Origin of the sequence: Paenibacillus sp. LBL (assembly GCF_029893715.1) — a bacterium.
GTDB classification, from domain to species: Bacteria; Bacillota; Bacilli; order Paenibacillales; family Paenibacillaceae; genus Paenibacillus_AQ; species Paenibacillus_AQ glucanolyticus.
The window spans coordinates 274,976-297,885 of the sequence record NZ_JARXYU010000007.1 but is presented as its reverse complement, the minus strand read 5'-3'; the positions used below and the strand labels follow the sequence as shown (position 1 = coordinate 297,885).

23 protein-coding genes and 1 other annotated feature are annotated in these 22,910 nt (G+C 51.5%); of the genes, 22 read left to right on the top strand and 1 reads right to left on the bottom strand.

Annotation, left to right across the window (positions count from 1 at the left end; translation table 11 throughout):
* Positions 1 to 113: 113 nt before the first annotated feature.
* From M2277_RS17825 to M2277_RS17815, 3 genes are all read left to right on the top strand, one after another.
* Entirely contained in the window at positions 114 to 1,151 is a 1,038-nt protein-coding gene (locus M2277_RS17825; RefSeq protein ID WP_036644533.1) for an ABC transporter substrate-binding protein, read from the top strand.
* 49 nt (positions 1,152 to 1,200) lie between these two features.
* Entirely contained in the window at positions 1,201 to 1,863 is a 663-nt protein-coding gene (locus tag M2277_RS17820; protein WP_280755267.1) for a cysteine hydrolase family protein, read from the top strand.
* A gap of 111 nt (positions 1,864 to 1,974) precedes the next feature.
* Complete coding sequence (locus M2277_RS17815; protein ID WP_280755266.1) at positions 1,975 to 3,378, top strand: MFS transporter; 1,404 nt, start codon at positions 1,975 to 1,977, stop codon at positions 3,376 to 3,378.
* A 126-nt stretch (positions 3,379 to 3,504) separates the two neighbouring features.
* Here M2277_RS17815 and M2277_RS17810 read toward each other — a convergent pair whose 3' ends face one another.
* Positions 3,505 to 4,578, bottom strand: coding sequence for a M42 family metallopeptidase (locus M2277_RS17810; RefSeq protein WP_063478920.1), 1,074 nt, complete (start codon positions 4,576 to 4,578; stop codon positions 3,505 to 3,507).
* A 552-nt stretch (positions 4,579 to 5,130) separates the two neighbouring features.
* On the opposite strand from M2277_RS17810, the gene spoVAC reads away from it, so the two are divergent.
* The 19 genes from spoVAC (at position 5,131) to M2277_RS17715 (ending at position 22,529) form a co-directional block, all read left to right on the top strand.
* A complete protein-coding gene (spoVAC, locus tag M2277_RS17805; RefSeq protein WP_006208970.1) occupies positions 5,131 to 5,619 on the top strand; it encodes a stage V sporulation protein AC in 489 nt (162 codons plus the stop codon).
* 6 nt (positions 5,620 to 5,625) lie between these two features.
* Positions 5,626 to 6,639, top strand: coding sequence for a stage V sporulation protein AD (spoVAD, locus tag M2277_RS17800; RefSeq protein ID WP_006208971.1), 1,014 nt, complete (start codon positions 5,626 to 5,628; stop codon positions 6,637 to 6,639).
* A gap of 4 nt (positions 6,640 to 6,643) precedes the next feature.
* On the top strand, positions 6,644 to 6,994 hold the full coding sequence (gene spoVAE, locus M2277_RS17795; protein WP_006208972.1) for a stage V sporulation protein AE: 351 nt from the start codon (positions 6,644 to 6,646) through the stop codon (positions 6,992 to 6,994).
* Between the two features lie 174 nt (positions 6,995 to 7,168).
* The gene (locus M2277_RS17790; RefSeq protein WP_006208973.1) at positions 7,169 to 8,125 is read left to right on the top strand and encodes an AAA family ATPase; all 957 of its coding nucleotides are present in this window, start codon (positions 7,169 to 7,171) and stop codon (positions 8,123 to 8,125) included.
* Positions 8,126 to 8,127: 2 nt separating this feature from the next.
* Entirely contained in the window at positions 8,128 to 9,375 is a 1,248-nt protein-coding gene (locus tag M2277_RS17785; RefSeq protein ID WP_063478921.1) for a DUF58 domain-containing protein, read from the top strand.
* Complete coding sequence (locus M2277_RS17780; RefSeq protein ID WP_231888034.1) at positions 9,375 to 11,612, top strand: DUF4129 domain-containing transglutaminase family protein; 2,238 nt, start codon at positions 9,375 to 9,377, stop codon at positions 11,610 to 11,612. Before M2277_RS17785 ends, M2277_RS17780 begins: the two co-directional genes overlap by 1 nt.
* Positions 11,613 to 11,851: 239 nt before the next feature.
* A complete protein-coding gene (locus M2277_RS17775; RefSeq protein WP_006208975.1) occupies positions 11,852 to 12,382 on the top strand; it encodes a YqeG family HAD IIIA-type phosphatase in 531 nt (176 codons plus the stop codon).
* Positions 12,379 to 13,503, top strand: a complete 1,125-nt coding sequence (yqeH, locus tag M2277_RS17770) for a ribosome biogenesis GTPase YqeH (RefSeq protein WP_036644517.1) — start codon at positions 12,379 to 12,381, stop codon at positions 13,501 to 13,503. The genes M2277_RS17775 and yqeH overlap by 4 nt, the downstream gene beginning before the upstream one ends.
* 53 nt (positions 13,504 to 13,556) lie before the next feature.
* Positions 13,557 to 14,417, top strand: a complete 861-nt coding sequence (locus M2277_RS17765) for a shikimate dehydrogenase (protein WP_280755265.1) — start codon at positions 13,557 to 13,559, stop codon at positions 14,415 to 14,417.
* A gap of 107 nt (positions 14,418 to 14,524) precedes the next feature.
* A complete protein-coding gene (gene yhbY / locus M2277_RS17760) occupies positions 14,525 to 14,815 on the top strand; it encodes a ribosome assembly RNA-binding protein YhbY (protein ID WP_006208978.1) in 291 nt (96 codons plus the stop codon).
* 60 nt (positions 14,816 to 14,875) lie between these two features.
* Positions 14,876 to 15,466 (top strand): nicotinate-nucleotide adenylyltransferase, encoded by a 591-nt coding sequence (gene nadD, locus M2277_RS17755; protein WP_148247906.1) that lies wholly within the window; start codon positions 14,876 to 14,878, stop codon positions 15,464 to 15,466.
* Positions 15,450 to 16,028, top strand: a complete 579-nt coding sequence (gene yqeK / locus M2277_RS17750; protein WP_006208980.1) for a bis(5'-nucleosyl)-tetraphosphatase (symmetrical) YqeK — start codon at positions 15,450 to 15,452, stop codon at positions 16,026 to 16,028. The genes nadD and yqeK overlap by 17 nt, the downstream gene beginning before the upstream one ends.
* The gene (gene rsfS, locus M2277_RS17745; protein ID WP_006208981.1) at positions 16,025 to 16,372 is read left to right on the top strand and encodes a ribosome silencing factor; all 348 of its coding nucleotides are present in this window, start codon (positions 16,025 to 16,027) and stop codon (positions 16,370 to 16,372) included. The genes yqeK and rsfS overlap by 4 nt, the downstream gene beginning before the upstream one ends.
* A complete protein-coding gene (locus M2277_RS17740) occupies positions 16,369 to 17,268 on the top strand; it encodes a CvfB family protein (protein ID WP_036644512.1) in 900 nt (299 codons plus the stop codon). Before rsfS ends, M2277_RS17740 begins: the two co-directional genes overlap by 4 nt.
* Positions 17,269 to 17,311: 43 nt before the next feature.
* A complete protein-coding gene (locus M2277_RS17735) occupies positions 17,312 to 18,082 on the top strand; it encodes a class I SAM-dependent DNA methyltransferase (RefSeq protein ID WP_280755264.1) in 771 nt (256 codons plus the stop codon).
* Positions 18,083 to 18,405: 323 nt separating this feature from the next.
* Positions 18,406 to 19,272: a sugar phosphate isomerase/epimerase family protein gene (locus tag M2277_RS17730; protein WP_006208984.1), complete on the top strand. Its 867-nt coding sequence runs from the start codon at positions 18,406 to 18,408 to the stop codon at positions 19,270 to 19,272.
* A 28-nt stretch (positions 19,273 to 19,300) separates the two neighbouring features.
* Complete coding sequence (locus tag M2277_RS17725; protein ID WP_006208985.1) at positions 19,301 to 20,470, top strand: Gfo/Idh/MocA family protein; 1,170 nt, start codon at positions 19,301 to 19,303, stop codon at positions 20,468 to 20,470.
* 23 nt (positions 20,471 to 20,493) lie between these two features.
* Positions 20,494 to 21,579: a Gfo/Idh/MocA family protein gene (locus M2277_RS17720; RefSeq protein WP_063478927.1), complete on the top strand. Its 1,086-nt coding sequence runs from the start codon at positions 20,494 to 20,496 to the stop codon at positions 21,577 to 21,579.
* 65 nt (positions 21,580 to 21,644) lie between these two features.
* Positions 21,645 to 22,529, top strand: a complete 885-nt coding sequence (locus M2277_RS17715) for an AraC family transcriptional regulator (protein WP_006208987.1) — start codon at positions 21,645 to 21,647, stop codon at positions 22,527 to 22,529.
* Between the two features lie 40 nt (positions 22,530 to 22,569).
* Positions 22,570 to 22,826 (top strand) — a binding site (T-box leader).
* Positions 22,827 to 22,910 lie beyond the last annotated feature (84 nt).

Genomic DNA, 22,910 nt, shown 5'->3' with positions numbered 1-22,910 from the left:
GGTCACCGAAAAACTTCGCCAAGTTGGGGTGAAGTCCCTTTTTTATGTGTGGAAATCCTTGTGTATCAAGGACTCAGATTAATGCAAAATGCTCATATAAAAGGGGAATTCATATGAACCGTAAAATGAGGAAGCTTTCACTATTGTTCGCACTTGTCATGATCACAAGTCTGCTGGGAGCCTGCGGCAATGAGAAGAATGACACCGCCTCCGCCTCCGGCGAGGGTAAGCTGAAGAAAATCGTGATCGCCGAGCCGCTCCATTCGACAGGCTATCTTCCTCTATATGTGGCCCAGCGCGAAGGTTTCTTTGCGAAAAGGGGGCTGGATGTCGAGGTCATCCAAGCCGCGGGAGGTGCGCATGTAACCGCCGTGGTCAGCGGCGATGCTTGGGGCGTCATTGGCGGGACGGAGTCCAACGCCTTGGCTAACAACAACAATTCCGATCCGATCATCTCTGTCGTCAACGTTGTCAACCGGGCGAATGTGTATTTAATGGCTAAGAAAGGCACCGCACCCGCCAGCCATTCTCCCGAGGACCTGAAGGCTTTTTTACAAGGAAAAAAGATCAATGCCGGGCGCCATGGCGGTACGCCCAATCTGTTAACCCGCTATCTGCTGATTCAGCTTGGTCTGGATCCGGAGAAGGACGTGCAGCTGCTTGAGCCGGCAGACGGCTCCACGGTCGTGACGATGGTTCAGCAAGGGGCTGCCGATATCGCCAATGGGGCGGAGCCGCAGATTAGCGACGGGATATCGAAGAATGTGTGGGAGGAGCCGTTTTACAAGTTTCATGATTTGGGTGATTTCTCGTATTCGGTGCTCAGTGTGAGGAAGTCCACAATCGAGAAGGATGCAGAAGCCGTTCAAAGCTTTACAGACGCCATCATCGAAGCGCTTGGAGCTGTTCAGAGCGATAAAGAACTGGCGAAGAAGAATTTGAAGGCCGAATTCCCGACGCTTTCCGATGATGCGATTCAAGCGGCGCTGGATCGGGCTTATGAAGACAATTTATGGAGTTTGGACGGGCTGATCTCGGAAGACGCGCTGAAACATGACATGGATGTCATGATCGAAACGGGGATATTCAAGGGGGATTATACCTACGATGCCCTTGTGGACATGCAGTTTGTGAACAATGCCAAGAAGTAAATGATGGGGTTCATTCTTTCAAATACACAATCGGAAGGGGAGAGTCGCGATGAAATCTTTGAATCAGCTGATGCTTGAGAGCAAAGCGGCGGTGATCGTGGTTGATGTGCAGAATGATTATTGTCATCCGGAGGGAGCGCTGCCCCGAGCGGGCTGCGATGTTAGCGGGGTAGGAGAGATGATGCCGAAGCTGCATAAGCTGCTTCAGTCCGCCAGGGAGTTTCATGTGCCCGTCATTTTCATTCAGACACTCCATGAGAAAGCAACGGATTCCGACGCCTGGACTACCAGGTCATCGGGACGGTCGGCCCATGTCTGCCGGAGGGGGAGCTGGGGAGCCGAGTTCTATGAGGTTGCTCCGGAGCAGGATGACATCATTGTCAATAAACACCGGTACAGCGCTTTTGTGAATACAAGGCTGGATTCCGTGTTGAAAACGCTGAAAATCGAAACGTTAATCATGACGGGAGTCAGCACCAATGTCTGCGTGGAATCCACTGCCAGGGACGGTTTTATGCTGGATTATCATATCGTGCTTGTAGCGGATGCCTGCGCATCGTATTCGCAAAGCGCCCATGATATGACACTCGAGAATATTGAAGGGTATTTCGGGAAAGTTAGTGGGGTGCAGCATGTGATTGATATCTGGATGGATAAGATTCCAGATGGATCAGTAAGGCCGATGTCGGCGGCTCAGACGACCGCGCGTTAGGTTGTCTGAGTCATGATCCAGGCAGAATGAAGCTCTCCGCATGCGGGAGCTTTTTCTGTGAGGGTCCTCTCTTCGCATGCACAAATTCATGAATAAGCTGGTGAGGCCTGCGTGAATAACAGATCGAGGATGATCGTTCAATACACCATTTGTTTAGGAGCATTTCTGTCCAATCTTTCAGCCGGCATGTTCAACATTGCGCTTGTAGACATTGCAAGAACCTTTGATTCAACTATTCCAACAGCCCAATGGATCGTCACGGCTTACCTGCTTGTGATTTCCATATTGCTGCCTGTGATGGGCAAGCTCGGCGATATGCTGGGCAGACGGAAAATTCACAATATCGGCTATTTTATTTTTATGGCCGGGGCTATCTGCTGTGCCGTGTCGCCTTCATTAAACGGACTGATATCCTCCCGCATTCTTCAAGGTATAGGGGCGGCCATGTACCAGGCCACCAATATGGCTTTGATCATTTCTGTGTTTCCCAAGGAGCAGCGAGGCAAAGCGCTCGGGCTGATCAGCACGTTTGTTGCAGCAGGCTCCATGATTGGTCCGAGCCTTGGCGGTATATTGATCCAATGGTTCAGCTGGCGAAGCAATTTCTGGCTGCTGACGGCGCTGTCGCTGATTGCGTGGATGTTTGCTCAGCGGTTCATACCGAAGGACAAACCGGAATGGTCGGAAAGCCGTTTGGATGTGCCTGGGGCTGCCCTTTTTGCCATATCATTGACTGGTCTGGTTACGGCTGTGAATTTGGGCGCTCAGTGGGGCTGGAGCTCATGGCAGGTTGCGGTACTGTTCATTCTGTTTGGGGTGGGCGCTGCTTCCTTCATCGGGTGGTGTCTGTCCTCACGCTGGGAACGGCAAGGAAAAGGGCGGCTGCCCTTCATGAAGCTGGATCTGTTCCGAGATGCGGGCATCAGCGTGGGGATTATCATTACCATCATTTCCTATATGGCGGCTTTCTCGGCCCAGCTTGTACTCCCAGTATTCCTGCTGAGTGAGCTTGGCATTGAGCCTGCGACGGCAGGGCTGATCATGATGGGTTATCCGTTGTCGCTGATCATATTCTCTCCCTTGAGCGGCAATCTGTCGGACAAGCTGGGGACATTTCCGCTGCTGTCGGCCGGTCTGCTGGTTATGACGACGGCATTACTCGTACTGGGCTTTGTATCGCCTGCCTACCCCATATTCTTTTTGATTCTCCTGATTGTACTGCTCGGCGGTTCCATGGGGCTGATTACGCCTCCAAACAATTCTCTGGTGATGAGCCGAACATCCAAGAGCGATCTCGGCTTGATCAGCAGTATTCTGGCGCTGTCGCGGAATCTGGGCATGATGTTCGGGACGGCGGCTGGCGGTGCCATGCTGGCGCTTCCAGGCCAGGCGGCAGGAGGATTGACCGGATTTCGCATGATTTTTGTGCTGAACACGGTGCTGGTGGTCATCGTCTATTTAACGATGATTATCTCCTTTCGTTTGGCAAGGCATAAAGAGACGCTGTCTTCATAGTGTGAACATGAGGAAAAAAAGGGTATCCCGCGGTCTGATCAAGACGATGCAGGATACCCTTATTTAACATAATTAGAAATATATATTTTGAAAGCCAGCAGGGGGGCTTCCTTGAACTGATATCGCTTATGCGCGGTCCAGAATCGTCTGGAGCGTCGAGCGATCAAGACCTTTAACAAGTTTGATCAGAAGTTCTTTAGCAGCTTCATAATCATCGGTATGGATGATGGATGAAGAAGTGTGGATGTAGCGGGAACAAATGCCGATGATGGTGGATGGAACACCGATGCCGCTAAGATGTACTTGGCCAGCGTCGGTACCGCCCGGAGAGACAAAATACTGGTATTTGATTTTGTTGGTCTCCGCGGTATCTTGAACGTATTCCACCATTCCGCGGTGAGTCAGCATCGTTGGATCGAAGATGCGGAGCAGCGCGCCTTGTCCCAATTGACCGAACTGGCTCTTGTCACCCATCATGTCGTTTGCAGCACTGGCATCCAGTCCGAAGAAAATATCCGGCTGAATCAGGTTTGCCGAAGTGCGCGCCCCGCGCAGCCCCAGCTCTTCCTGAACCGTCGCACCGGCATATACCGTGTTTGGAAGCTTCTCGCCGTGAAGAGCTTTCACAAGCTCGATGGCCAGGCCTACACCATAGCGGTTATCCCATGCTTTGGCCATGATTTTTTTGGGATTGGCCAGCGGGGTGAATTCACAGATCGGAACCACTTGCAGACCGGGACGGATGCCAAACGATTCGGCCTCCGCTTTGTTGTCCGCACCGATATCAATATACATCGTTTTGATGTCGACAGGTTTGCTGCGCTGTGCTTCATCCAGCAGATGAGTAGGAATGGAGCCGACAACGCCGACGACCGGGCCCTTATCTGTAATAATTTGCAGGCGCTGCGCAAGGACCGCTTGGCTCCACCAGCCGCCTAGCGGCTGAAAACGGACCATGCCCGCTTCGGTGATGCCCGTGACCATGAATCCAACTTCGTCCATGTGACCGGCTACCATGACTTTTGGCCCTTCATCGTTTCCGCGGAGAACAGCAAACAGACTGCCCAGGCGATCCTGCACGAACTCATCTGTATATGGAGAGAGGGCATCCTTCACCCATGAACGAAGTTCTCTTTCAAAGCCCGGCGCAGCCGGAAACTCCGTTAGTGTTCGAAATAATTCCAATGTTGATTCATTCATAACGAATATCGCTCCTTTTGAAAAGGTATGTATGAGTTTTACTTTTCTAGTATGCCCCTATATATCTGAAAAGTCTACAAAACCGGCGCCGTTCAAGATACTCCAAATAAAAAGTAAATGACAAGCACCCTGTATGTGGGATAGGAATAGGATGATAGGAAAACAAGTGAAATTTTGTCAGTCGGGGAAGGGGCAGAATATGAACCACCATGGGGTTGTTTGGTACGACCATCATGCCGAAGTCAGAGAACTTCTGCTCATTATGGTCCTGTTCATCCTACTCGTCATTTTGCTGAAGTTCATTCTTATATAATGACAGCCTTAAGCATAATGGCAGCGAGACTTCTTTCAGCTTTCAGGTCGTATTCCTGAAGGCTGATTTTCGTGCGGATTCTCCATATGCTGGGGGACAAGCTGTGCCTCATCATGAGAAGGATGATTTTCCAAACATAAAGGAAGTTCATTCAAAGCATAATGATATCGAGTGATATCCATAGTGTCTCTTCGGCGCTTCATGAAATTCCATACTTAATTCAAGCGGAGGTGTTTTGAATGTCCGGCTCTAATCAAAAGTCCAAGTCCGATATCACCACCATGAGCTCGGCGGAATATCAGGCCATTGCCAAAAAGCACGAACCTCCCCGCGCCATCCTTAAAAATTGTTTGCGCGCTTTTTTGGTCGGAGGTTTGATCTGTTTGATCGGCCAGTGTATCCAGCGGTTTTTTATGTCCGTATTCGATATGACTTCAACCGAAGCAAGCAATCCGACGGTTGCCGTGCTGATTATACTGTCGGTCATCCTGACCAGCTTCGGCGTGTATGACAAAATCGCGCAGTGGGCCGGGGCAGGCAGTGCCGTGCCGGTTACGGGGTTTGCCAACTCCATGTGCTCCGCAGCGCTGGAGCATCGGGCAGAGGGCCTGGTTCTAGGCGTGGGGGCCAGCATGTTTAAACTTGCAGGCTCTGTCATTGTGTTTGGTACCGTTGCTGCGTTTATTATCGGTGTCATCTATGCCATTTTTGGCATCGAAGGGAGGTAACGTTCAATGAAGGTGATTGGCCAAACCTGGCAGTTCGAGAATAAACCCGTCATTATCAGCACGGGAACCATTGTAGGACCGGAAGAAGGCGAGGGACCGCTAGCGAATGATTTTGATTTTGTGTATGACAATATCGAAATTAATGAAAAAACATGGGAAAAGGCCGAGCGGAAGCTGCTTGAGGATGCTTCCAGAAAAGCAGTGGAGAAGGCGGGCATCAAAGAGGACCAGCTGCAGTTTTTTGTCGGCGGGGATCTGATGAACCAGATCATCAGCAGTTCTTTTGCCGCCAGACAGATGGGTGTGCCTTATATCGGCGTATTTGGTGCTTGCTCCACCTCCATGGAAAGTCTGGCCGTCGCCTCGATGCTGGTGGATTCGGGAGGAGCCAAGTATGTGATGGCCGGAACGGCAAGCCATAACTGCACGGTGGAGAAGCAGTTCCGCTATCCGACGGAGTACGGATCACAGAAGCCGCCCTATGCGCAGTATACGATTACGGGAGCAGGCTGCTCCGTTGTTTCGGACAAGGGGGATGGCCCTGCGGTCACCTATGCCACCATCGGCAAGGTTGTGGACCTGGGTATTAAGGATCCGTTCAACATGGGGGCGGCAATGGCTCCTGCGGCAGCAGATACGATTACCAAGCACTTTAAGGATACAGGCCGGCAGGCGAAGGATTATGACTTGATTGTCACCGGTGACCTGGCCTCGGTGGGGCTTCCCATCGCCAAGGATCTTTTGAAGAAGAATGATGTCATCATGGACGGTACGGTGTTTGCCGATTGCGGGTTGATGATCTACGACTTGGAGAAACAGAAATACGTGAATGCCGGAGGCAGCGGGTGTGGCTGCTCGGCTGTAGTCACATACGGCCATATCTTGAAACGGATGCGCAAAGGCGAATTAAAAAAGGTGCTGATTGTGGCTACCGGGGCTCTGCTGTCGCCGCTTTCGTACCAGCAGGGCGAGAGCATTCCGTGTATTGCTCATGCCGTAGCCTTAGAGATGGGAGGATAATGGTATGCAGTTTCTGTGGGCTTTTATTATAGGCGGTCTGATTTGCGTTATTGGGCAAATTATGATGGATGTTATCAAGCTGACACCCGCACATACGATGAGTACTTTAGTGGTGGCCGGAGCCGTTGCTGACGGTTTCGGGTTATATGAACCGCTTGTCAAATTTGCCGGAGCCGGAGCCTCGGTGCCTATCACCAGCTTTGGCAATTCCCTTGTTCACGGCGCCTTAACGGAGCTGGGGAGGGACGGCTGGATCGGGGTCGTGACGGGGATATTCGAAGTAACGAGTGCAGGGATATCCTCAGCGATCATTTTCTCTTTTCTTGCAGCTTTGTTCGTCCGTCCGAAGGGATAAGCCATATGATGCGGTTTGCAAGACCCTGGTACTGTACCAGGGTCTTTTGGCTGTTTATGCGGACATGTAAACAGGTTAATAACCAAAATATCTCTTCGAATGTACTCCGGGACTTCGATCATGTACAATAGTACTAAATTAAGTATTTATTCCCTTACAGGAGGTTAGTCATACATGCCCGTAAGCCAAGAATCCATGAAAATCATTACCTCGGTACGAACCAATCTGGAGTCGTGCCTGCTAGGCAAAGAATTTGAGATCCAATTGCTCCTTACGGCGCTGCTCGCCGGCGGACATGTTCTGATCGAAGATGTGCCCGGCACAGGAAAGACCCAATTGATCAAAGCATTAGCTAAATCCATGCAGGGAGACTACCGCCGCATTCAGTGCAATCCGGACATTCTCCCGAGTGATATAACAGGGGTTTCGGTATTCCACCCTCGTGACGAAATGTTCTACTTCCGTCCAGGCCCGGTCATGACCAATATTCTGCTGGCGGATGAAATAAATCGAGCTACCACCAAGACGCAATCGGCTCTGCTTGAAGTGATGGAGGAGCGCAGTGTAACGGTGGACGGGGCGACCCACGAACTTCCCCATCCCTTCATGCTGTGCGCTACCCAGAACCCGATCGATTTTGAAGGTACGTACATGCTCCCGGAGGCCCAGCTGGACCGGTTTATGTTAAAACTCAGCCTGGGTTACCCTGATGCCGCAACGGAGAAGCAGCTGATGTACCGTTCACGTGACGGACAGCTGGCGGACAAGCTGCAGCCGGTAACACATATGGATACAATCTCCGCCATTCAGCGTGAAATTCGGGACGTCTTCATCGGCGAGCCTGTTGCCGACTACCTGCTGAATATCACCCGCTCGACGCGTGAACATCCTTCCGTTATGCTGGGCGCAAGCCCCCGGGCAACCCTGTCATTCATGAACGCGGTCAAAGCCTACGCCTTCTTGAACGAGCGGGATTATGTTTTGCCTGATGATGTGAAGACGCTTGCTCCGTACGTACTTTCGCACCGGATCATGCTGCGTCCGGAAGCCAGACTCGACAATGCGAGTCCGGAATCGGTGCTTGAGTTTATACTGCGTCAGGTCAAAGTGCCTGTACAAATGGGGAAATAGGCATGCGCCGTGCGGTTTCGTTATTTTTGAATGGCATGCAGCCGTCCAGACTGGCAGCGGTGTTGGCGGTATGGTGCCTGTGTCTTTTGTACGTTTTGTTTCAAGGAGGCAAAACCTCGCTCATGCTGTTCTCGATGGTGAGCCTTCTGACGATATATCTGATCGGTGCTGGCTTTGGCGGTGTCAATCGAGTCAAAGCGCAGCGCAGCGTACTGGGCGGGTCGGAGCGTGCTGGAGAGCAGCTTCATGCCGGCGAACAGGTTCGCGTGAAGCTGGAGGTTCATGTTCCAGGCTTGCTGCCTATGCCATACATGATTGTACGTGAAGTGCTGCAGAGGCATAACGGCGACTCCTGGTCTTTCGAGGACAGCATCATTCCGAACCTTCGGGGTACAGGCAAGCTTGTATTCCAGACGCCGCCGCTTGAGCGGGGGCGGTATGCTTTTTCCAAGACGGAATGCATAAGCGAAGATATTTTCGGCTTAATGGAGCACAAGGGACGGATTGAAGTTCAGACTGATTTTCGCGTATTGCCGAGAACCATCTATATCCCCAAGTGGCATCGAAACATTCGGAATTCCAGATTAGGCGGCACGCATACAACGATATCGGCTTCAAGACGGGAAACAACGCAGATCAATGGAGTCCGCGATTATGTATATGGTGACCGGATCTCCCGGATTCACTGGAACGCTACGGCAAAGACCGGCTCCTGGAAGTCGAAGGAATTCGAGCATGAATCCTTTCCGAAGACGATGATCGTTCTGGATTGCACCGCAGAAGGGTTTGATAACGCCCAGCAGTTTGAGCTCGCTGTATCGGCAGCGGCGTCGTTGATTGAATATGGTGCCAAGGAGCATGCGGGTACAGGTCTGTTCACAACCACGCAGGAAGCCAAAATGTTCGCTCCCGCCGACCATGCGGGCGAACGGATGCGGATGATTCAGCATTTGGTTGATGTGGATTATAACCGAAAGGGCAAATTGATCGCTTCCCTGGAGAAGTCCTATCGTCATTTTCCCAAAGGCGCCTTGTTCCTGTTGATCAGTCCAATGAGTGGCAAGGAAGCTTCCGAGATTATGCGCTGGGTTGAAACCAGGGGGATGAACCCTTGTTTTCTGCAAATTCATAACCCGAACGAAAAGAAGCGGCAGGATGAATCCATATCGCTCCTTCAATCCCGGGGCATATCGAGTTATTCGGTTTCCTCGCTGGATGAGCTTCCGGCTGCGCTTGGAGGTGGTGTTTGATGAGACTATGGCTGGATAAACTGTCCACGACCTTTTTCAGTACATTGGCGATGCTCTGGCTCTGGATCATGGGCATGCAGTGGGTATCCTTCACCGAAACGATCTGGCTCTCGGAAACGACGGCCATTGTCATAGCGGCGTTAACCATCACGGCTGTCATTGAAGCCCTGCTTCCCATTAAACAGGGCTACAGGCTGCTGATACAGTTTGTTTTGATTCTCTATTGCGTGTACAGTTTGCTGAAGTCTTACGGCAATCCAGTTCCTGTCATGACAAGTGAAAGTGTTTTGGCTGAAGAAATCATGTATCTCTTTCCCTATTTATGGTTCGCTGTCGCTGCCTGGGCGATTTTCCTGTTCATTGCACACTGGGCCAAAACCAAAGGACGCGTCCTTTTTATTGTCGGGCTGAATGTCATCAGCTTTGCCGTGCTGGATTCCTTTACAAAAATTGTGCTGTGGGATGAGATCGCTTGGGTGGTCGGAGCCGGAATGGGCTGGCTTGTTTCCAGCCATTTCAACCGGTTCCGCAGACGGTTTCCTCAGGGCTGGATCAACTTATCAAAATACCCGTTTAAGATTATTGCTAACATTTTGGTTATATTCTCTTTGATTATTGTGGCTGGCGTGAATATGCCTCATGTCCAGCCGACATTAACAGATCCTTATACGGCATGGAGGGAATGGAGCGGGGTGCCGCTGTCCACGGGCAGTACAACCGGAACCGGAACTCTTATCGAGTCTTCATCAGAGAGCATGTCCGGTTACGGAAGAGAGGACAATGATCTTGGCGGCGGCTTTAACTTCGACTACTCACCGGTGATGTCAATCACCTCGGATGAACGCAGCTACTGGCGCGGAGAGACCAGAGCGGTGTATTCCGGCACAGGTTGGGCAGACGGAGCCAGCAGCCGGCGTTCCGGTACAGGCGTAGAGATCGGCGAGGAACTGCCGGGTGAATCGAACGGATCACTATCCACCAAGAAACTGGAGCAATCAGTGACGATGCTGAGTGATACGGTGTACCCCGTATTGTTCGGTGCATACTCTGTTAAGCAGCTGGAGGGTCTGGATGAAGATATTGATCCGGGGCGGCTCCGCTGGCAGATGGAAGGCGCGGAAATGCATCTGGATGATGTCCGGGATGCAGATTATCCGAAGAGTTATACCTTAACCTCTGAAGTGCCGGTTATTCCTATTGATGAGCTGAGCACAAGAACATACGATCAGTTGTATTCCGGCTCTATGGACGATGCCTATATCCAGAAGCCGAGAAATTTCCCGGAACGCGTCACAACGCTGGCTGAGGAAATTACGGCTGAAGGAGATACTCCGTATGAGAAGGTTATGCTTTTGCAACAATATCTAACAAGCAACTATACCTATACGAACACCCCTGACCTTACCCGCAAGAAGAGCGATGATTTCGTGGATGGTTTTCTGTTTGAGGTCAAGGAAGGATATTGTGATTACTTTTCTACCTCGCTTGTTATGATGACAAGGTCCCTTGATATCCCAGCACGCTGGGTAAAGGGTTATGCTCCCGGCAGCCTGACGGCTTCGGAATACATGCCGATGGATGGTCAAACCCCGATTGAGCCAGGGAACTATACCGTAACGAATGCAGACGCCCATTCTTGGGTGGAGGTATATTTCGGTGAGTACGGATGGGTTCCGATTGAAGCAACGCCGGGATTTAGCATGCCCATCCTGACAGCCGACACAGATGCCGAGCCGGTCATTGAGGAAGACGTTGAAGAAGAAGAGAGTGCAGAGGATGAAACCACTCCTGCTTCCGCCTCTAATGATCAACAATCCGGGTGGGTCAAAATGATTGTAACGGCTGCCGCGGTTGTAATCGTATTGTGGATTCTGTATATTTTGTGGAGAATGCGTATCAGCCTGCGTTTTGCAGGAGCGCGCATTCGTGCAGGCAAGCCGCTGACGGCAGCGGATAAAGTCATTGCCGAAACCGAACGCTGGATTCGTTCCGTGCACCGCAAGGGATTGGTACGCCAGGAACATGAAACGCTTCGTGAGTCGGTGAAGCGCTGGTTGCAAGCACATCCTGCGCTGGAATCCGAAATGAGACCGCTGCTGCAGCAATTCGAGGCTGCACGTTACAGTCCTGCTGAAGTGCAGGAGGAGCAGTGGCGTTCCGTTCAAAATGATGCCGAGAAACTGAAGAAGTCTATAAAAAAGATTCGAATTGTGCATGAAAAACGGCTGTCGCCGTAATTCCAGGAAGACAGACCGCATAGTGGTGGTTGTTCTTGCGATATCAGGATACCTCGATATGGATACGTGCTCTGATATCCAGTAATTTCAAGACCGCCCGGCTCTCTTCCTGAGCTGCCGGGTGGTCTTTTGCTGGTCATGATGATTACGCGGTATGAAGGATGAAAAAGGCTCGTGATTATTTTTACTAAGGAACCGGAATATGGTATAGTTTTTCGTATGAAATTGAGGTGACGAACTTGTTTGAAATGTTAATCCCAAAGCTCCGTGTCAATACGGTTTTTGATATTAACCTAGAAGAATTATATGAGCAGGGGTATCGTGGAATCATTACGGATCTGGATAACACCCTCGTTGGTGCAAAGGCTCCGCTGGCGACACCGGAACTGGTCGTTTGGTTCAAAAGAGTGAAGGAGCTTGGCTTTCAGCTCATCATTGTTTCGAACAACCAGCTCGAACGCGTGTCCAAATTTGCGACGCCGCTGGATATCCAATATGTGCACGAAGCCCGTAAGCCCAGCAATACTCCGTTTCGCAAAGCCATGAAAATGATGGAGCTCACTCCGGATAAAACGGTGGTTGTCGGTGACCAGATGCTGACTGATGTATATGGCGGGAATCGCCTTGGTTTGTATACGGTTCTGGTTATGCCTATCGCAATCAGCGATGAGGGATGGTTTACCCGTCTGGTTAATCGCCGGGTGGAACGCATCGCATTGACCCGTTTACGCAAAAAAGGATTATGGATGGAGGAGGAACCGAAATCATGACGTTGCCTACAGGCGGAGACATCAAGAAGTGCAGCGGCTGCGGCATACCGCTTCAGAGTGCAGCACAGGACAAGCCCGGCTATTTGCCGGAGAAGGCCTGGGACCGTGACCCGGTCATTTGCCAGCGCTGTTTCCGGATCAAGAATTATAATGAAGCATCCTCGGTAACCGTAGATCAGGACGAATTTTTACGGCTGCTCGGACAAATTGGCGGCAAGAATGCGCTTGTTATTCATATTGTGGACCTCTTTGACTTTGAAGGAAGTCTCATTTCAGGACTGCAGCGTTTTGTCGGCAATAACCCTGTCGTTTTGGCTGTTAATAAAACAGACCTTCTGCCGAAAGTTACCAATTGGAACAAGGTTCTGAATTGGGTGCAGAAGCAGTGCAAGGAGCATGGCCTGAGAACGGAAGATATTGTGCTCTGCAGCGCGAAGAAGAATCAAGGCTTCGAGCGGCTGCTGGAGATGGTCGGGCAGCACAGAGGCGACCGTGACGTATATGTAGTTGGAGCCACGAACGTAGGCAAATCCAGCTTGATCAACCGTTTGATCCGCGACTACAGTGATCTGGATCAGGAGTTGACCGTTTCCCGTTATCCGGGAACGACATTGGATATGGTCAATATCCCGCTGGATGATGGCCGGTATATTATTGATACGCCGGGCATCGTATACCCTTGGCGCTATAGCGAGGTAGTCAGCCGTGAGGATTTGGGGACAGTGATGCCGGAGAATCCGTTGAAACCGATGGTATACCAGCTGAACGAGGGTCAGACCCTGTTCTTCGGAGGTTTTGGCCGCTTTGACTTTTTGCAAGGGGAGCATCAATCCTTCACTTGCTTCATCAGCGGCCGATTAGGCATTCATCGGACCAAGCTGGAACGGGCGGATTCGTTGTTTGAGGAGCATGCCGGAGAGCTCCTCTCGCCCCCGACTAAGGAACGGCTTGAGGAATTACCGGAATGGACAAGACATGAAATCCGTATACCGAAGGGAACGCGCCAAGACGTGTTTATATCCGGCCTCGGCTGGATCAAGATCAACGGTGAGCAGGGTGCGCTTGTAGCGGTTCATGCACCGAAAGGAATCAAAGTTCTGTCGCGTCCATCCTTGATATAAGTGACTCATCCATAGGTGCACCATTGGCTTATGGCGGGAGAGGCGGAGGAGAAATGAAAGAGAATTCATGGATCGAGCGTGATTACCTGCTCCTTGGCGTTATGGGGGATCCCATCGGCCACTCGAAATCGCCGGCCATGCATAATGCGGCCATAACCGCACTGGGGTTATCGGGCGCCTATGTGCCGCTTCATGTACGTCCGGAAGGATTAGGGGAAGCGATCCAGGCTGTGAAAGCGTTGGGGTTTCGGGGGGTAAACGTTACGATCCCCCACAAGGTGGAGGTTATGAAGTATCTGGATGTCGTTGATGAAGGGGCGCGGCAGATCGGCGCCGTCAATACCATCGTCAATGACAACGGCACCCTAAAGGGTTACAATACGGATGGCATCGGATATGTTCGTTCATTGAAGGATGAAGCGTGTCCCGACCTCAAAGGGAAGCGCATTGTTGTCCTTGGAGCCGGAGGCGCTGCCCGGGGTATTATTTATGCCCTTATCGGCGAAAAGCCCGAGACGATATCGATCGTGAACCGGACAGCCGCCAAAGCGCTGGCGCTGGCTGAGGAATGGAGCTCGCTTGCCGACTTGAGGGGATACGGTGAAGATTATGCCGAAGAGGCATTGCTTACAGCGGATGTCATTATCAACACAACCTCTGTAGGCATGTTTCCCCGGATTTCGGAGATTCCTATCCCTCAAGGGCACATCCCGGAAGGGATCGTGGTCAGCGATCTGATCTATAACCCGCTGAAGACTGAGCTTCTCCGGCAAGGTGAGTTGCGGCAATGCACTGTGCATGGCGGACTTGGGATGTTTATCAACCAGGGTGCGTATGCACTGGAGTATTGGACGGGATTGACGGCACCTGTGCAGGCCATGAATGAAGCGGTTCTGAGCAGCTTTCAAGCCTGAACCGGTGCATCTTGTTTATTGATTAATGGTGAAGCAAAAGCTACAATATAGCTTTCGACCAATCCGTTGGATTTAATAATTGAATATTTAAGGAGTAATGACCAAGCATGTTAACAGGAAAGCAAAAACGACATTTACGTTCCCTTGCGCACCATCTGGATCCGCTGTTCCAGGTAGGCAAGGGAGGAAGCAACGAGCATCTGATCCGCCATATTTCCGAGGCGATTGAGAAGCGTGAGCTGCTGAAAGTATCCGTATTGAACAACTGCCTTGAAGATCCTCGGGAAATCGCGCAGGAACTTGCCGAGGGAGCCAAAGCGGAATTGGTGCAGGTCATCGGCAAAACGATCGTGCTCTATAAAGAATCCAAAGATTACAAGACCATCGAACTGCCATAAGGGAGCACGTTGCTCCTTGTAAGGCAGTAGAATAACTCTCTATAAGGGGAGGCGATCCGGATGAAGGTAGGGATAATGGGTGGAACCTTTGATCCCATTCATATCGGGCATATGCTGGCAGCCGAAGCTGCACGGGATACTTATGACCTGGATGAGGTATGGTTCATGCCGAGTCATATCCCCCCGCACAAGGAAGATGCCGGCGTAACCGGACTCATGCGGCTGGAAATGACGGCCGAGGCTGTAGCCGACCATCCGTCCTTTCGTACATTGGACTGGGAAGTGCAACGCGGCGGAGTTTCCTACACCGTCGACACCGTCAGAGAGCTGCGGGATACGTATCCCGAGCATGAATTTTCGTTCATTATCGGAGCGGATATGGTGGCATACCTTCCCAAGTGGAACCGCATTGAGGAACTGGCGGAAATGCTCACCTTTATCGGGCTCAACCGCCCCGGGACCAAGCTGTCCGTGGATGAGCTGCCGGAATTTCTGCGTCAGGTGGTGGTCACGGCGGAGATGCCGCTGATCGAAATATCCTCCACCCTGATTCGGGATAGAGCGGCATCGGGCTTGTCCATCCGTTATATGGTACCGGACCGTGTTTATGATTATATTGTTAGGAGCGGTATATATGCTGTACAGCCGTGAGAAACTGATTGACGCTGTATCCTCCCAGATGCCGGCCAAACGCTGGGAGCACACGCAGGGCGTAATGGAAACCGCCGTCATCCTGGCCGGCCGGTTTGGAGCCGACCCGGTTAAGGCAGAGCTGGCAGCCATCCTGCATGATGTTGCAAAATATTGGCCTGTGCAGAGGCTTCACCAGATGATGGTGGATCATAAACTCTCCGAAGAGCTGCTCCATTACGACAAGCAGCTCTGGCACGCTGAGGTCGGTGCTTTTGTAGCGCAGCAGGAGTATGGGGTGACGGATGCCCAGGTGCTTGACGCAATTCGTTACCATACGTCAGGACGCATAGGAATGACGCTGCTGGACAAGGTGGTCTGCCTTGCGGATTACATGGAACCGGGACGGGATTTTCCCGGGGTGAATAATATTCGCGAACTGGCCAACCATAGCCTTGAAGAGGCGCTTGCCGCCGGTTTTGATTCCACGATCGGACACCTGCTATCACGCAGACAAATTATTTATCCGTTGACGGTATTAGCCCGCAACGATCTAATTAAGCAATTGGAGGCGAATTCATGACGTTGAAACCGAATGAGTTGTTAAATGTGGCAGTTGCCGCCGCAGAAGATAAAAAGGCAATGGATCTCGTTGTTCTGGATCTCAGAGGGATTTCGCTAATCGCAGACTACTTTGTCATCTGTCATGGTAACTCGGATACCCAGGTGCAAGCGATAGCAACCGAAATCCGCAAACGGGCCCATGATGAAGGCGTAGCTCTTCGCGGACTGGAAGGAATGGACGCAGCCCGCTGGGTATTGATGGATCTTGGGGATGTTATCGTGCATATTTTCCACCGCGATGAGCGCGAGTATTACAATATCGAGCGTCTGTGGTCGGATGCTAAAGTGGTGGAGAACGTATGAGTTTAATTGCCGGCACATTGACGGAGCTGGTTGTATCCAGAGAAGTTTCTCCTTACGGTTATTTTCTGGATGGCGGCGATCGGGATGTGCTTCTTCACTATTCGGAGCTCACGGGCAAGATTGAACCGGGGGACACGGTAGAGGTATTTATTTTCTTTGATACGGAAGATCGCTTGGCTGCAACGATGAAGAAACCTTATCTGACACTGGGTGAAACCGCGAAGCTGCAGGTGGCGGATGTTCATCCCCGTCTTGGGTGTTTTCTTGAGATGGGGCTTGGCAGACAATTGCTGCTTCCAATCCGGGAGTTGCCTGAGATGCGGGAACTGCATCCGGTCGTGGGAGACTATGTGTTTGTCATTATGGAGCATGACAAGCAAGGGCGTCTTCGGGCGAAGCTTGCCGGCGAGCAGGAGCTGGCTCCGCTTTCGTTCCATGCGCCTGATTCATGGAAGGGCGAATGGTTCACAGCCCTCGTCTATAAACCGCTCCAGATGGGCACATTTGTCATCATTGACGGAGGCGTGGTCGGCTTTGGTGCAATCGGCATGATCCATTCCTCCGAACGGACACGCATGCTGCGCCTTGGCGAAGAGGTCAAAGTCCGGGTGAGCCATATTCGGGAAGATGGAAGGGTCAACCTGTCCATGGTTCCGCAAAAAGAGATCGGCCGGACAGATGATGCCGACCGGCTCCTTGCTTTTCTGAAGGAGCGCCCGGGCCATGCGATGCCGTATTCGGATGATACACCGCCCGATATCATCAAGCAGCGATTTGGCATAAGCAAATCCGCTTTCAAACGTGCGCTTGGCAAACTGATGAAGGACGGGCTCGTTACCCAGAAGGACAGCTGGACGTATATGGTCAATAAAGAAGAGAATACCGATTCTAAGTAACAACCCGGATCATAGGGGAAGCTTCTAGGAAAGTGGTGTCATCATGTTGTCTTACCGCAAGTTTGCTTACGTATATGATCAACTCATGGAAGACATGCCTTATCCGGATTGGATCCGCTTTGCGAGAACAGCCTGGGATAAACACGGAATGCCAAAAAGCGTTGCGGAGCTCGGGTGCGGAACTGGCAGTATCACCATCCCGCTGGTTAACTCCGGATTTGAGGTAACAGGTATTGATCTGTCAGCGGACATGCTGTCCGTTGCCAGACGCAAGCTCGAGGGAACACCGCAGGGGCACCGTTTATTTCGGGAGGGCAGCGTCCGCTGGGTACAGCAGGATATGCGCTCCTGGGAACTGCCAGAGCAGGTGGATTCTGTCATTTCATTTTGTGATTGTGTGAACTACCTGCTGGAGGAGAAGGACATACGCTCCACTTTTGCACGGACTTACAGCGGTCTTAAGGAAGGCGGCACGTTCCTGTTTGATGTGCATCACCCCAATACGCTGATTCGTTATGACGAAGAGCAGCCATTCGTTCTGGATGAACGGGAAGTGTCCTATATCTGGACATGCGACCTGGATGAACGTCGTTGTGAGATTGAACATCATCTTTCCATTTTTGCCAGGGACGATCAGGATCCTTCCGTTTACCGCCGCTTTGAGGAGACTCATGTCCAGCGCGGATACGACCCGGAATGGATGAGAGTTGAACTGGTGAAGGCCGGATTTCGGGATGTGAAATGTTATGCCGATTTTGAGTGGATTGAAGCAGGGCAGGATGCATCCCGGCTGTTCTACGTTGCCGTAAAATAATGAATACTTATGATAAGGAAGGCACTCTTACCGTCTGTTCCAGGACGGCAGGGGTGCTTTTTTGCGTTAAGGACGGTTGATTGTATTCAAAGACACTTCTTTTCCGCTTTGTTTGACTGTGGTTAAGGTTCGGATACAGGGATATGGGTTTGCCTCCTGGACTGTGCTACGATGTTGGAGAGAGAGAAAAGACAGAAATGAGAGCGCTATCTGCAAGGTTGGTTCTATGAATCTATGACGCTCTGAATGATAAGAAATGAGTCCAACGATGATCAAATGTTGCTCATGCAAATTCACAGGTCTGAAGAGAGGATGACGGAATAATGAAACTGTCTGTTTTTACAGTCGCAACACCTGATTTGCAGCCTGAGGCGCTGGCTAAATCAGCGGCTGATGCCGGTATTGAGGGCATTGAATGGCGCTTCAAGGAAGTTCCAGCCGATGCCGCAGAGGAGAAGCCTTCCTTCTGGCGTCATAATCGATGCTCAATAGATCCGGGAGGCACGGAGGAGGATTGGCTTAGATTCCGCCAAGCTGCCGACAAGTTTGGACGGCGCAGTCTTGCGGTGGTCCCCTATCTGACCTGTGGTGATGTGGAAGCAACGGAAAAGGTCATGCAGGCAGCCAAGCTGATCGGAGCTTCATTTATTCGCGTGGGTATTCCGGGATATGACCGAAAGCACAACTACAATGAACTGTACGATCAAGCGGTACGGTATTTACACGAGGTTCAGGACTTGGCAGCGGCTTATCAAGTCAAGGCATTGGTGGAGACACATCATCTGACGATTGCGCCGAGTGCGGGACTAACGCACCGTCTTGTATCCCACTTCAATCCACAGCATATTGGGGTGCTGTATGATCCGGGCAATATGGTCCATGAAGGGTATGAGAATTACCGAATGGGCCTGGAACTGCTGGGTCCCTATCTGGCTCATGTCCATGTTAAGAATGCAGGATACCGCAAGACTCCATCAGAGGATGGAAGCACGGCAGTCTGGTCTGGAGAATGGGTTTCTCTTGCCCAGGGAGCCGTTCCGTGGGTGCAAGTGATACAGGATTTGCATTCGGTGGGCTACGATGGTTATTTCGGGATTGAAGACTTTAGCGGTACGTATGAGTCTACGGAGATGCTGCTCCGTTTTGCCGAGCAGATGAAGGTGTGGGCAGATCATAAACAGCGCGTGTAGACATTCATTCACAAGGGAGGTAAGAAATATGGATCAAGTAAGAGTAGCCGTCATTGGACTCGGCATGGGATTCTCGCATGCCAGAACGCTTGCAGCAGGCCGGATTGCCGGAGGGAAACTCAGCGCTATATGTGACCTCAACCCGGCTAAGCAGGAAGAGGCGAAGGCAACACTGCCCTCGGATGTGAAAATCTGGAATGATGCGGATGCTTTAATAGCTTCGGGAGAGATCGATGCGGTGATCATTGCCACGCCGCATTATGCACATCCACAAGTGGCGATAAAATGCCTCAGTCATGGACTCCACGTCCTGATCGAGAAGCCGGCGGGCGTCTATACCAAGCAGGTTCGGGAAATGAACCTTGCCGCTGCGAGCAGTGGCAAAGTCTTCTCGATTATGTATAACCAGCGCTGTAATCCGCTGTATAAGAAGCTTCGGGAGCTGATTGCAGACGGCGAGCTTGGTGAGATCCGGCGGATGAACTGGATCGTAACCAATTGGTACCGGTCCCAAAGCTATTATGATTCCGGCGGTTGGCGTGCAACCTGGGGCGGTGAAGGTGGAGGCGTGCTGATCAACCAGTCTCCGCATCAGCTGGATTTGTGGCAGTGGACGACCGGAATGATGCCGAAGAGGATTCGTGCCTTTTGTTCGTTTGGCAAATACCGCAATATTGAAGTGGAAGACGATGTGACGGCTTATGCTGAATATGAGAATGGTGCAACGGCAGTTTTTATTACCACAACGGGCGAAGCGCCTGGAACGAACCGGTACGAAGTGACGGGGGACCGTGGAAAAATCGTCATTGAGGACGGAAAGCTTACCTTCTGGCGCCTTCGCGTTCCGGAACCCGAATTCAATCAGCAGTATACCGGAGGTTTTGGAGAACCGGAATGCTGGAAATGCGATGTGCCGATCTCGGGTGATAATCCTCAGCACAGCGGTATTATTCAAAATTTTGTGGATGCCATTCGTCAAGGCACGCCGCTGATTGCGCCGGGCGAAGAGGGGATCCACGGATTGACGCTGTCAAACGCGATGCATCTGTCCACCTGGACCGATCATTGGGTGGATCTGCCCTTGAACGAAGATTTGTATTATGAGCTGCTGCAGGAACGCATTGCCCAATCTTCCAGCCAGAAGACCGTCAGAGAGGTTGGACCGGTTGATATGAGCAAAACGTTCGGAACCTATTAATGAACCGTCAGGAGGCAATCGGTATGGATCGCAGTAATGGAATGCTCTATGCGCCGGTTGGCAAAGCCCAGCCGGTGTGCAAGCCCGGGGATTTTGTCTTTGCCGCCATGTCGCTGGAGCACGGACATATATACGGCATGTGTAACGGATTAATTGAAGCGGGGGCAACTTTAAAATGGGTGTATGATTCAGACCCCGCCAAGGTAGCGGCTTTTCTCGAGACCTATCCTGGCGTAACCGCCGCTTCCTCCGAGGCACAGGTGCTCGAGGATGCGGAAGTTCATCTTGTAGCGGCTGCCGCCATTCCATCGGAGAGATGTGAGCTTGGTTTGAAGGTTATGTCACACGGCAAGGATTATTTTACCGATAAGACGCCGTTCACCACCCTGGAGCAGGTAAGCGCGGCACGTGCAAAGGCGGCAGAGACAGGCAGGAAGTATATGGTTTATTACAGTGAACGGCTGCATGTGGAGAGTGCGGTCCACGCGGGTCGGCTGATACAGGACGGCGTGATCGGCCGCGTGGTGCAGGTGATGGGAACAGGACCGCACCGCTTAAATGCTCCATCCCGTCCGGACTGGTTTTTCCGCCATCAGCAGTATGGCGGCATATTGTGCGATATCGGGTCCCACCAGATTGAGCAGTTTTTGTTTTTTGCAGGCTGCCGCGATGCCAAGGTGCTCAGCAGCAAGGTGGGCAATTATGCGAATCCGGCCTACCCGGAGCTGGAGGATTTCGGAGATGCGACACTTCTCGGAGACAACGGGGCCACGAATTATTTCCGTGTCGATTGGCTGACGCCTGGGGGCCTTGGTACCTGGGGCGACGGAAGAACCGTTATTTTGGGAACGGACGGATATATCGAACTTCGTAAATACATTGATATTGCCAGACATCCACAAGGCGATCATCTGTATTTGGTTAACGGCGAAGGGGAGTTTCATATGGAGCTGCAGGGCAAGGTAGGCTATCCGTTTTTCGGCGAGCTGATCCTGGATTGTCTGGAACGGACCGAGTTTGCCATGTCCCAGGAGCACGCCTTCAAGGCTGGCGAATTATGCGTGATTGCTCAGAATGAGGCCGTGCGCATTCAAGAAAATCATATATAATAGAGAAAAACTCCGCGATGTTCAGGGGTTCTACAACCCCAGGCCGCTAAAGGGGCGATTCTCTTATGTCCTCGTCATCATCCAAAGGGCTGCCAAGCTTCGAGTGGATGCAGCTGAAAGAGCCAATAGATCTGAGCTATTATAATGAACAGCCCCTTATCAGCGGGCAGTTCCATTCCCATGCCTTTTATGAAATCTATTATTTTCACGAGGGATGCTGCACCTATCTAATCGGTGACTCTGTCTTTGCGCTGAAGCCGGGGGATCTGCTGCTGATGAATGGTTTGACGCTTCATTGTCCGAGTGTGGAACCCGATTCCAGATACGTAAGAAGCATTCTGCATTTTGACCCGGCCTGGGTGTGCAAGGGGCTGTCGGAATCGGCCAAGACGATCCTGCTGGACCCCTTCGATACGCTCCGGAATCATCGTATGACCCTAACCGGGACCAATCGGGAAGAGTTCGAGGCCCTGCTGGCCGATATTCATCGCCTGTCAGCGTCCACGACCCACTACCGCCAGGAACGCATGACCTTGCGCATCCAGGAGTTGATGTACGTCATTGCAGGCTGGTGTCAGGCCGCTGTACAGGGTCAGGACTCGATCTCAGAGAAGGAGCGGCATGTCCAGCATGTGGTATCGTTTGTCGAGGAAAATTATATGCACGATCTGACGCTGGAGAGAATCGCCCGCGATATGCATATTACCAAGCATTATCTATCCTCCTTATTCAAGGAGGTGACGGGAACAACGGTGTTTAAATATTTGTATCACCGGCGGATCAACCAGGCTAAAATTTTACTGCGGCTTCACCCTTATCTGAGCATAACGGAGGTCAGCCAGGCATCCGGGTTTAAGCATCTGGCTCATTTCAGCCGGATGTTCAAATCAATGGTCGGAACGACACCGGAGCATTACCGCAGGAGCGGAGATGAACTTTCGTTGACTTGATCGTACATTTTGGGTATAATAGCCACATTAAAATGGTAATATGAAAGCGATGATGAGGATCAGTACTTCCGCATTCGATCATGCAGAGAGCCGGTGTTTGGTGAAAACCGGTTGACGATAGGAATGAACTCGCCTCGGAGCAATGATGTTAACCCGGCCGCTGAATGGCTATTTCAGCAACTGGCCGATGAAGCATTGTCGTCTCATCCGCGATAAGGATGCAAAGGGAGTGAAAGGCAAAGTATGCCTTTGGCTAACTAGGGTGGTACCACGGGAATCAAACCTCTCGTCCCTAGCGATCAACGCTATGGATGATGAGGTTTTTTTGTTTTTGGACAATGGCATCAGGCCTTGTCTCTCGAATGTGAAGGAGGAGCATTG

What these genes read in the sequence shown, in the direction of transcription:
- M2277_RS17785 (WP_063478921.1), top strand. Translation starts at nt 8,128, where the DNA reads ATGCGCCGTGCGGTTTCGTTATTTTTGAATGGCATGCAGCCGTCCAGA.
- M2277_RS17725 (WP_006208985.1), top strand. Translation starts at nt 19,301, where the DNA reads ATGGATCAAGTAAGAGTAGCCGTCATTGGACTCGGCATGGGATTCTCG.
- nadD (WP_148247906.1), top strand. Translation starts at nt 14,876, where the DNA reads ATGAAGGTAGGGATAATGGGTGGAACCTTTGATCCCATTCATATCGGG.
- yqeK (WP_006208980.1), top strand. Translation starts at nt 15,450, where the DNA reads ATGCTGTACAGCCGTGAGAAACTGATTGACGCTGTATCCTCCCAGATG.
- spoVAE (WP_006208972.1), top strand. Translation starts at nt 6,644, where the DNA reads ATGCAGTTTCTGTGGGCTTTTATTATAGGCGGTCTGATTTGCGTTATT.
- yhbY (WP_006208978.1), top strand. Translation starts at nt 14,525, where the DNA reads ATGTTAACAGGAAAGCAAAAACGACATTTACGTTCCCTTGCGCACCAT.
- yqeH (WP_036644517.1), top strand. Translation starts at nt 12,379, where the DNA reads ATGACGTTGCCTACAGGCGGAGACATCAAGAAGTGCAGCGGCTGCGGC.
- rsfS (WP_006208981.1), top strand. Translation starts at nt 16,025, where the DNA reads ATGACGTTGAAACCGAATGAGTTGTTAAATGTGGCAGTTGCCGCCGCA.
- M2277_RS17730 (WP_006208984.1), top strand. Translation starts at nt 18,406, where the DNA reads ATGAAACTGTCTGTTTTTACAGTCGCAACACCTGATTTGCAGCCTGAG.
- M2277_RS17765 (WP_280755265.1), top strand. Translation starts at nt 13,557, where the DNA reads ATGAAAGAGAATTCATGGATCGAGCGTGATTACCTGCTCCTTGGCGTT.
- M2277_RS17780 (WP_231888034.1), top strand. Translation starts at nt 9,375, where the DNA reads ATGAGACTATGGCTGGATAAACTGTCCACGACCTTTTTCAGTACATTG.
- M2277_RS17740 (WP_036644512.1), top strand. Translation starts at nt 16,369, where the DNA reads ATGAGTTTAATTGCCGGCACATTGACGGAGCTGGTTGTATCCAGAGAA.
- M2277_RS17715 (WP_006208987.1), top strand. Translation starts at nt 21,645, where the DNA reads ATGTCCTCGTCATCATCCAAAGGGCTGCCAAGCTTCGAGTGGATGCAG.
- M2277_RS17735 (WP_280755264.1), top strand. Translation starts at nt 17,312, where the DNA reads ATGTTGTCTTACCGCAAGTTTGCTTACGTATATGATCAACTCATGGAA.
- M2277_RS17810 (WP_063478920.1), bottom strand. Translation starts at nt 4,578, where the DNA reads ATGAATGAATCAACATTGGAATTATTTCGAACACTAACGGAGTTTCCG.
- M2277_RS17790 (WP_006208973.1), top strand. Translation starts at nt 7,169, where the DNA reads ATGCCCGTAAGCCAAGAATCCATGAAAATCATTACCTCGGTACGAACC.
- M2277_RS17825 (WP_036644533.1), top strand. Translation starts at nt 114, where the DNA reads ATGAACCGTAAAATGAGGAAGCTTTCACTATTGTTCGCACTTGTCATG.
- M2277_RS17820 (WP_280755267.1), top strand. Translation starts at nt 1,201, where the DNA reads ATGAAATCTTTGAATCAGCTGATGCTTGAGAGCAAAGCGGCGGTGATC.
- spoVAC (WP_006208970.1), top strand. Translation starts at nt 5,131, where the DNA reads ATGTCCGGCTCTAATCAAAAGTCCAAGTCCGATATCACCACCATGAGC.
- M2277_RS17720 (WP_063478927.1), top strand. Translation starts at nt 20,494, where the DNA reads ATGGATCGCAGTAATGGAATGCTCTATGCGCCGGTTGGCAAAGCCCAG.
- spoVAD (WP_006208971.1), top strand. Translation starts at nt 5,626, where the DNA reads ATGAAGGTGATTGGCCAAACCTGGCAGTTCGAGAATAAACCCGTCATT.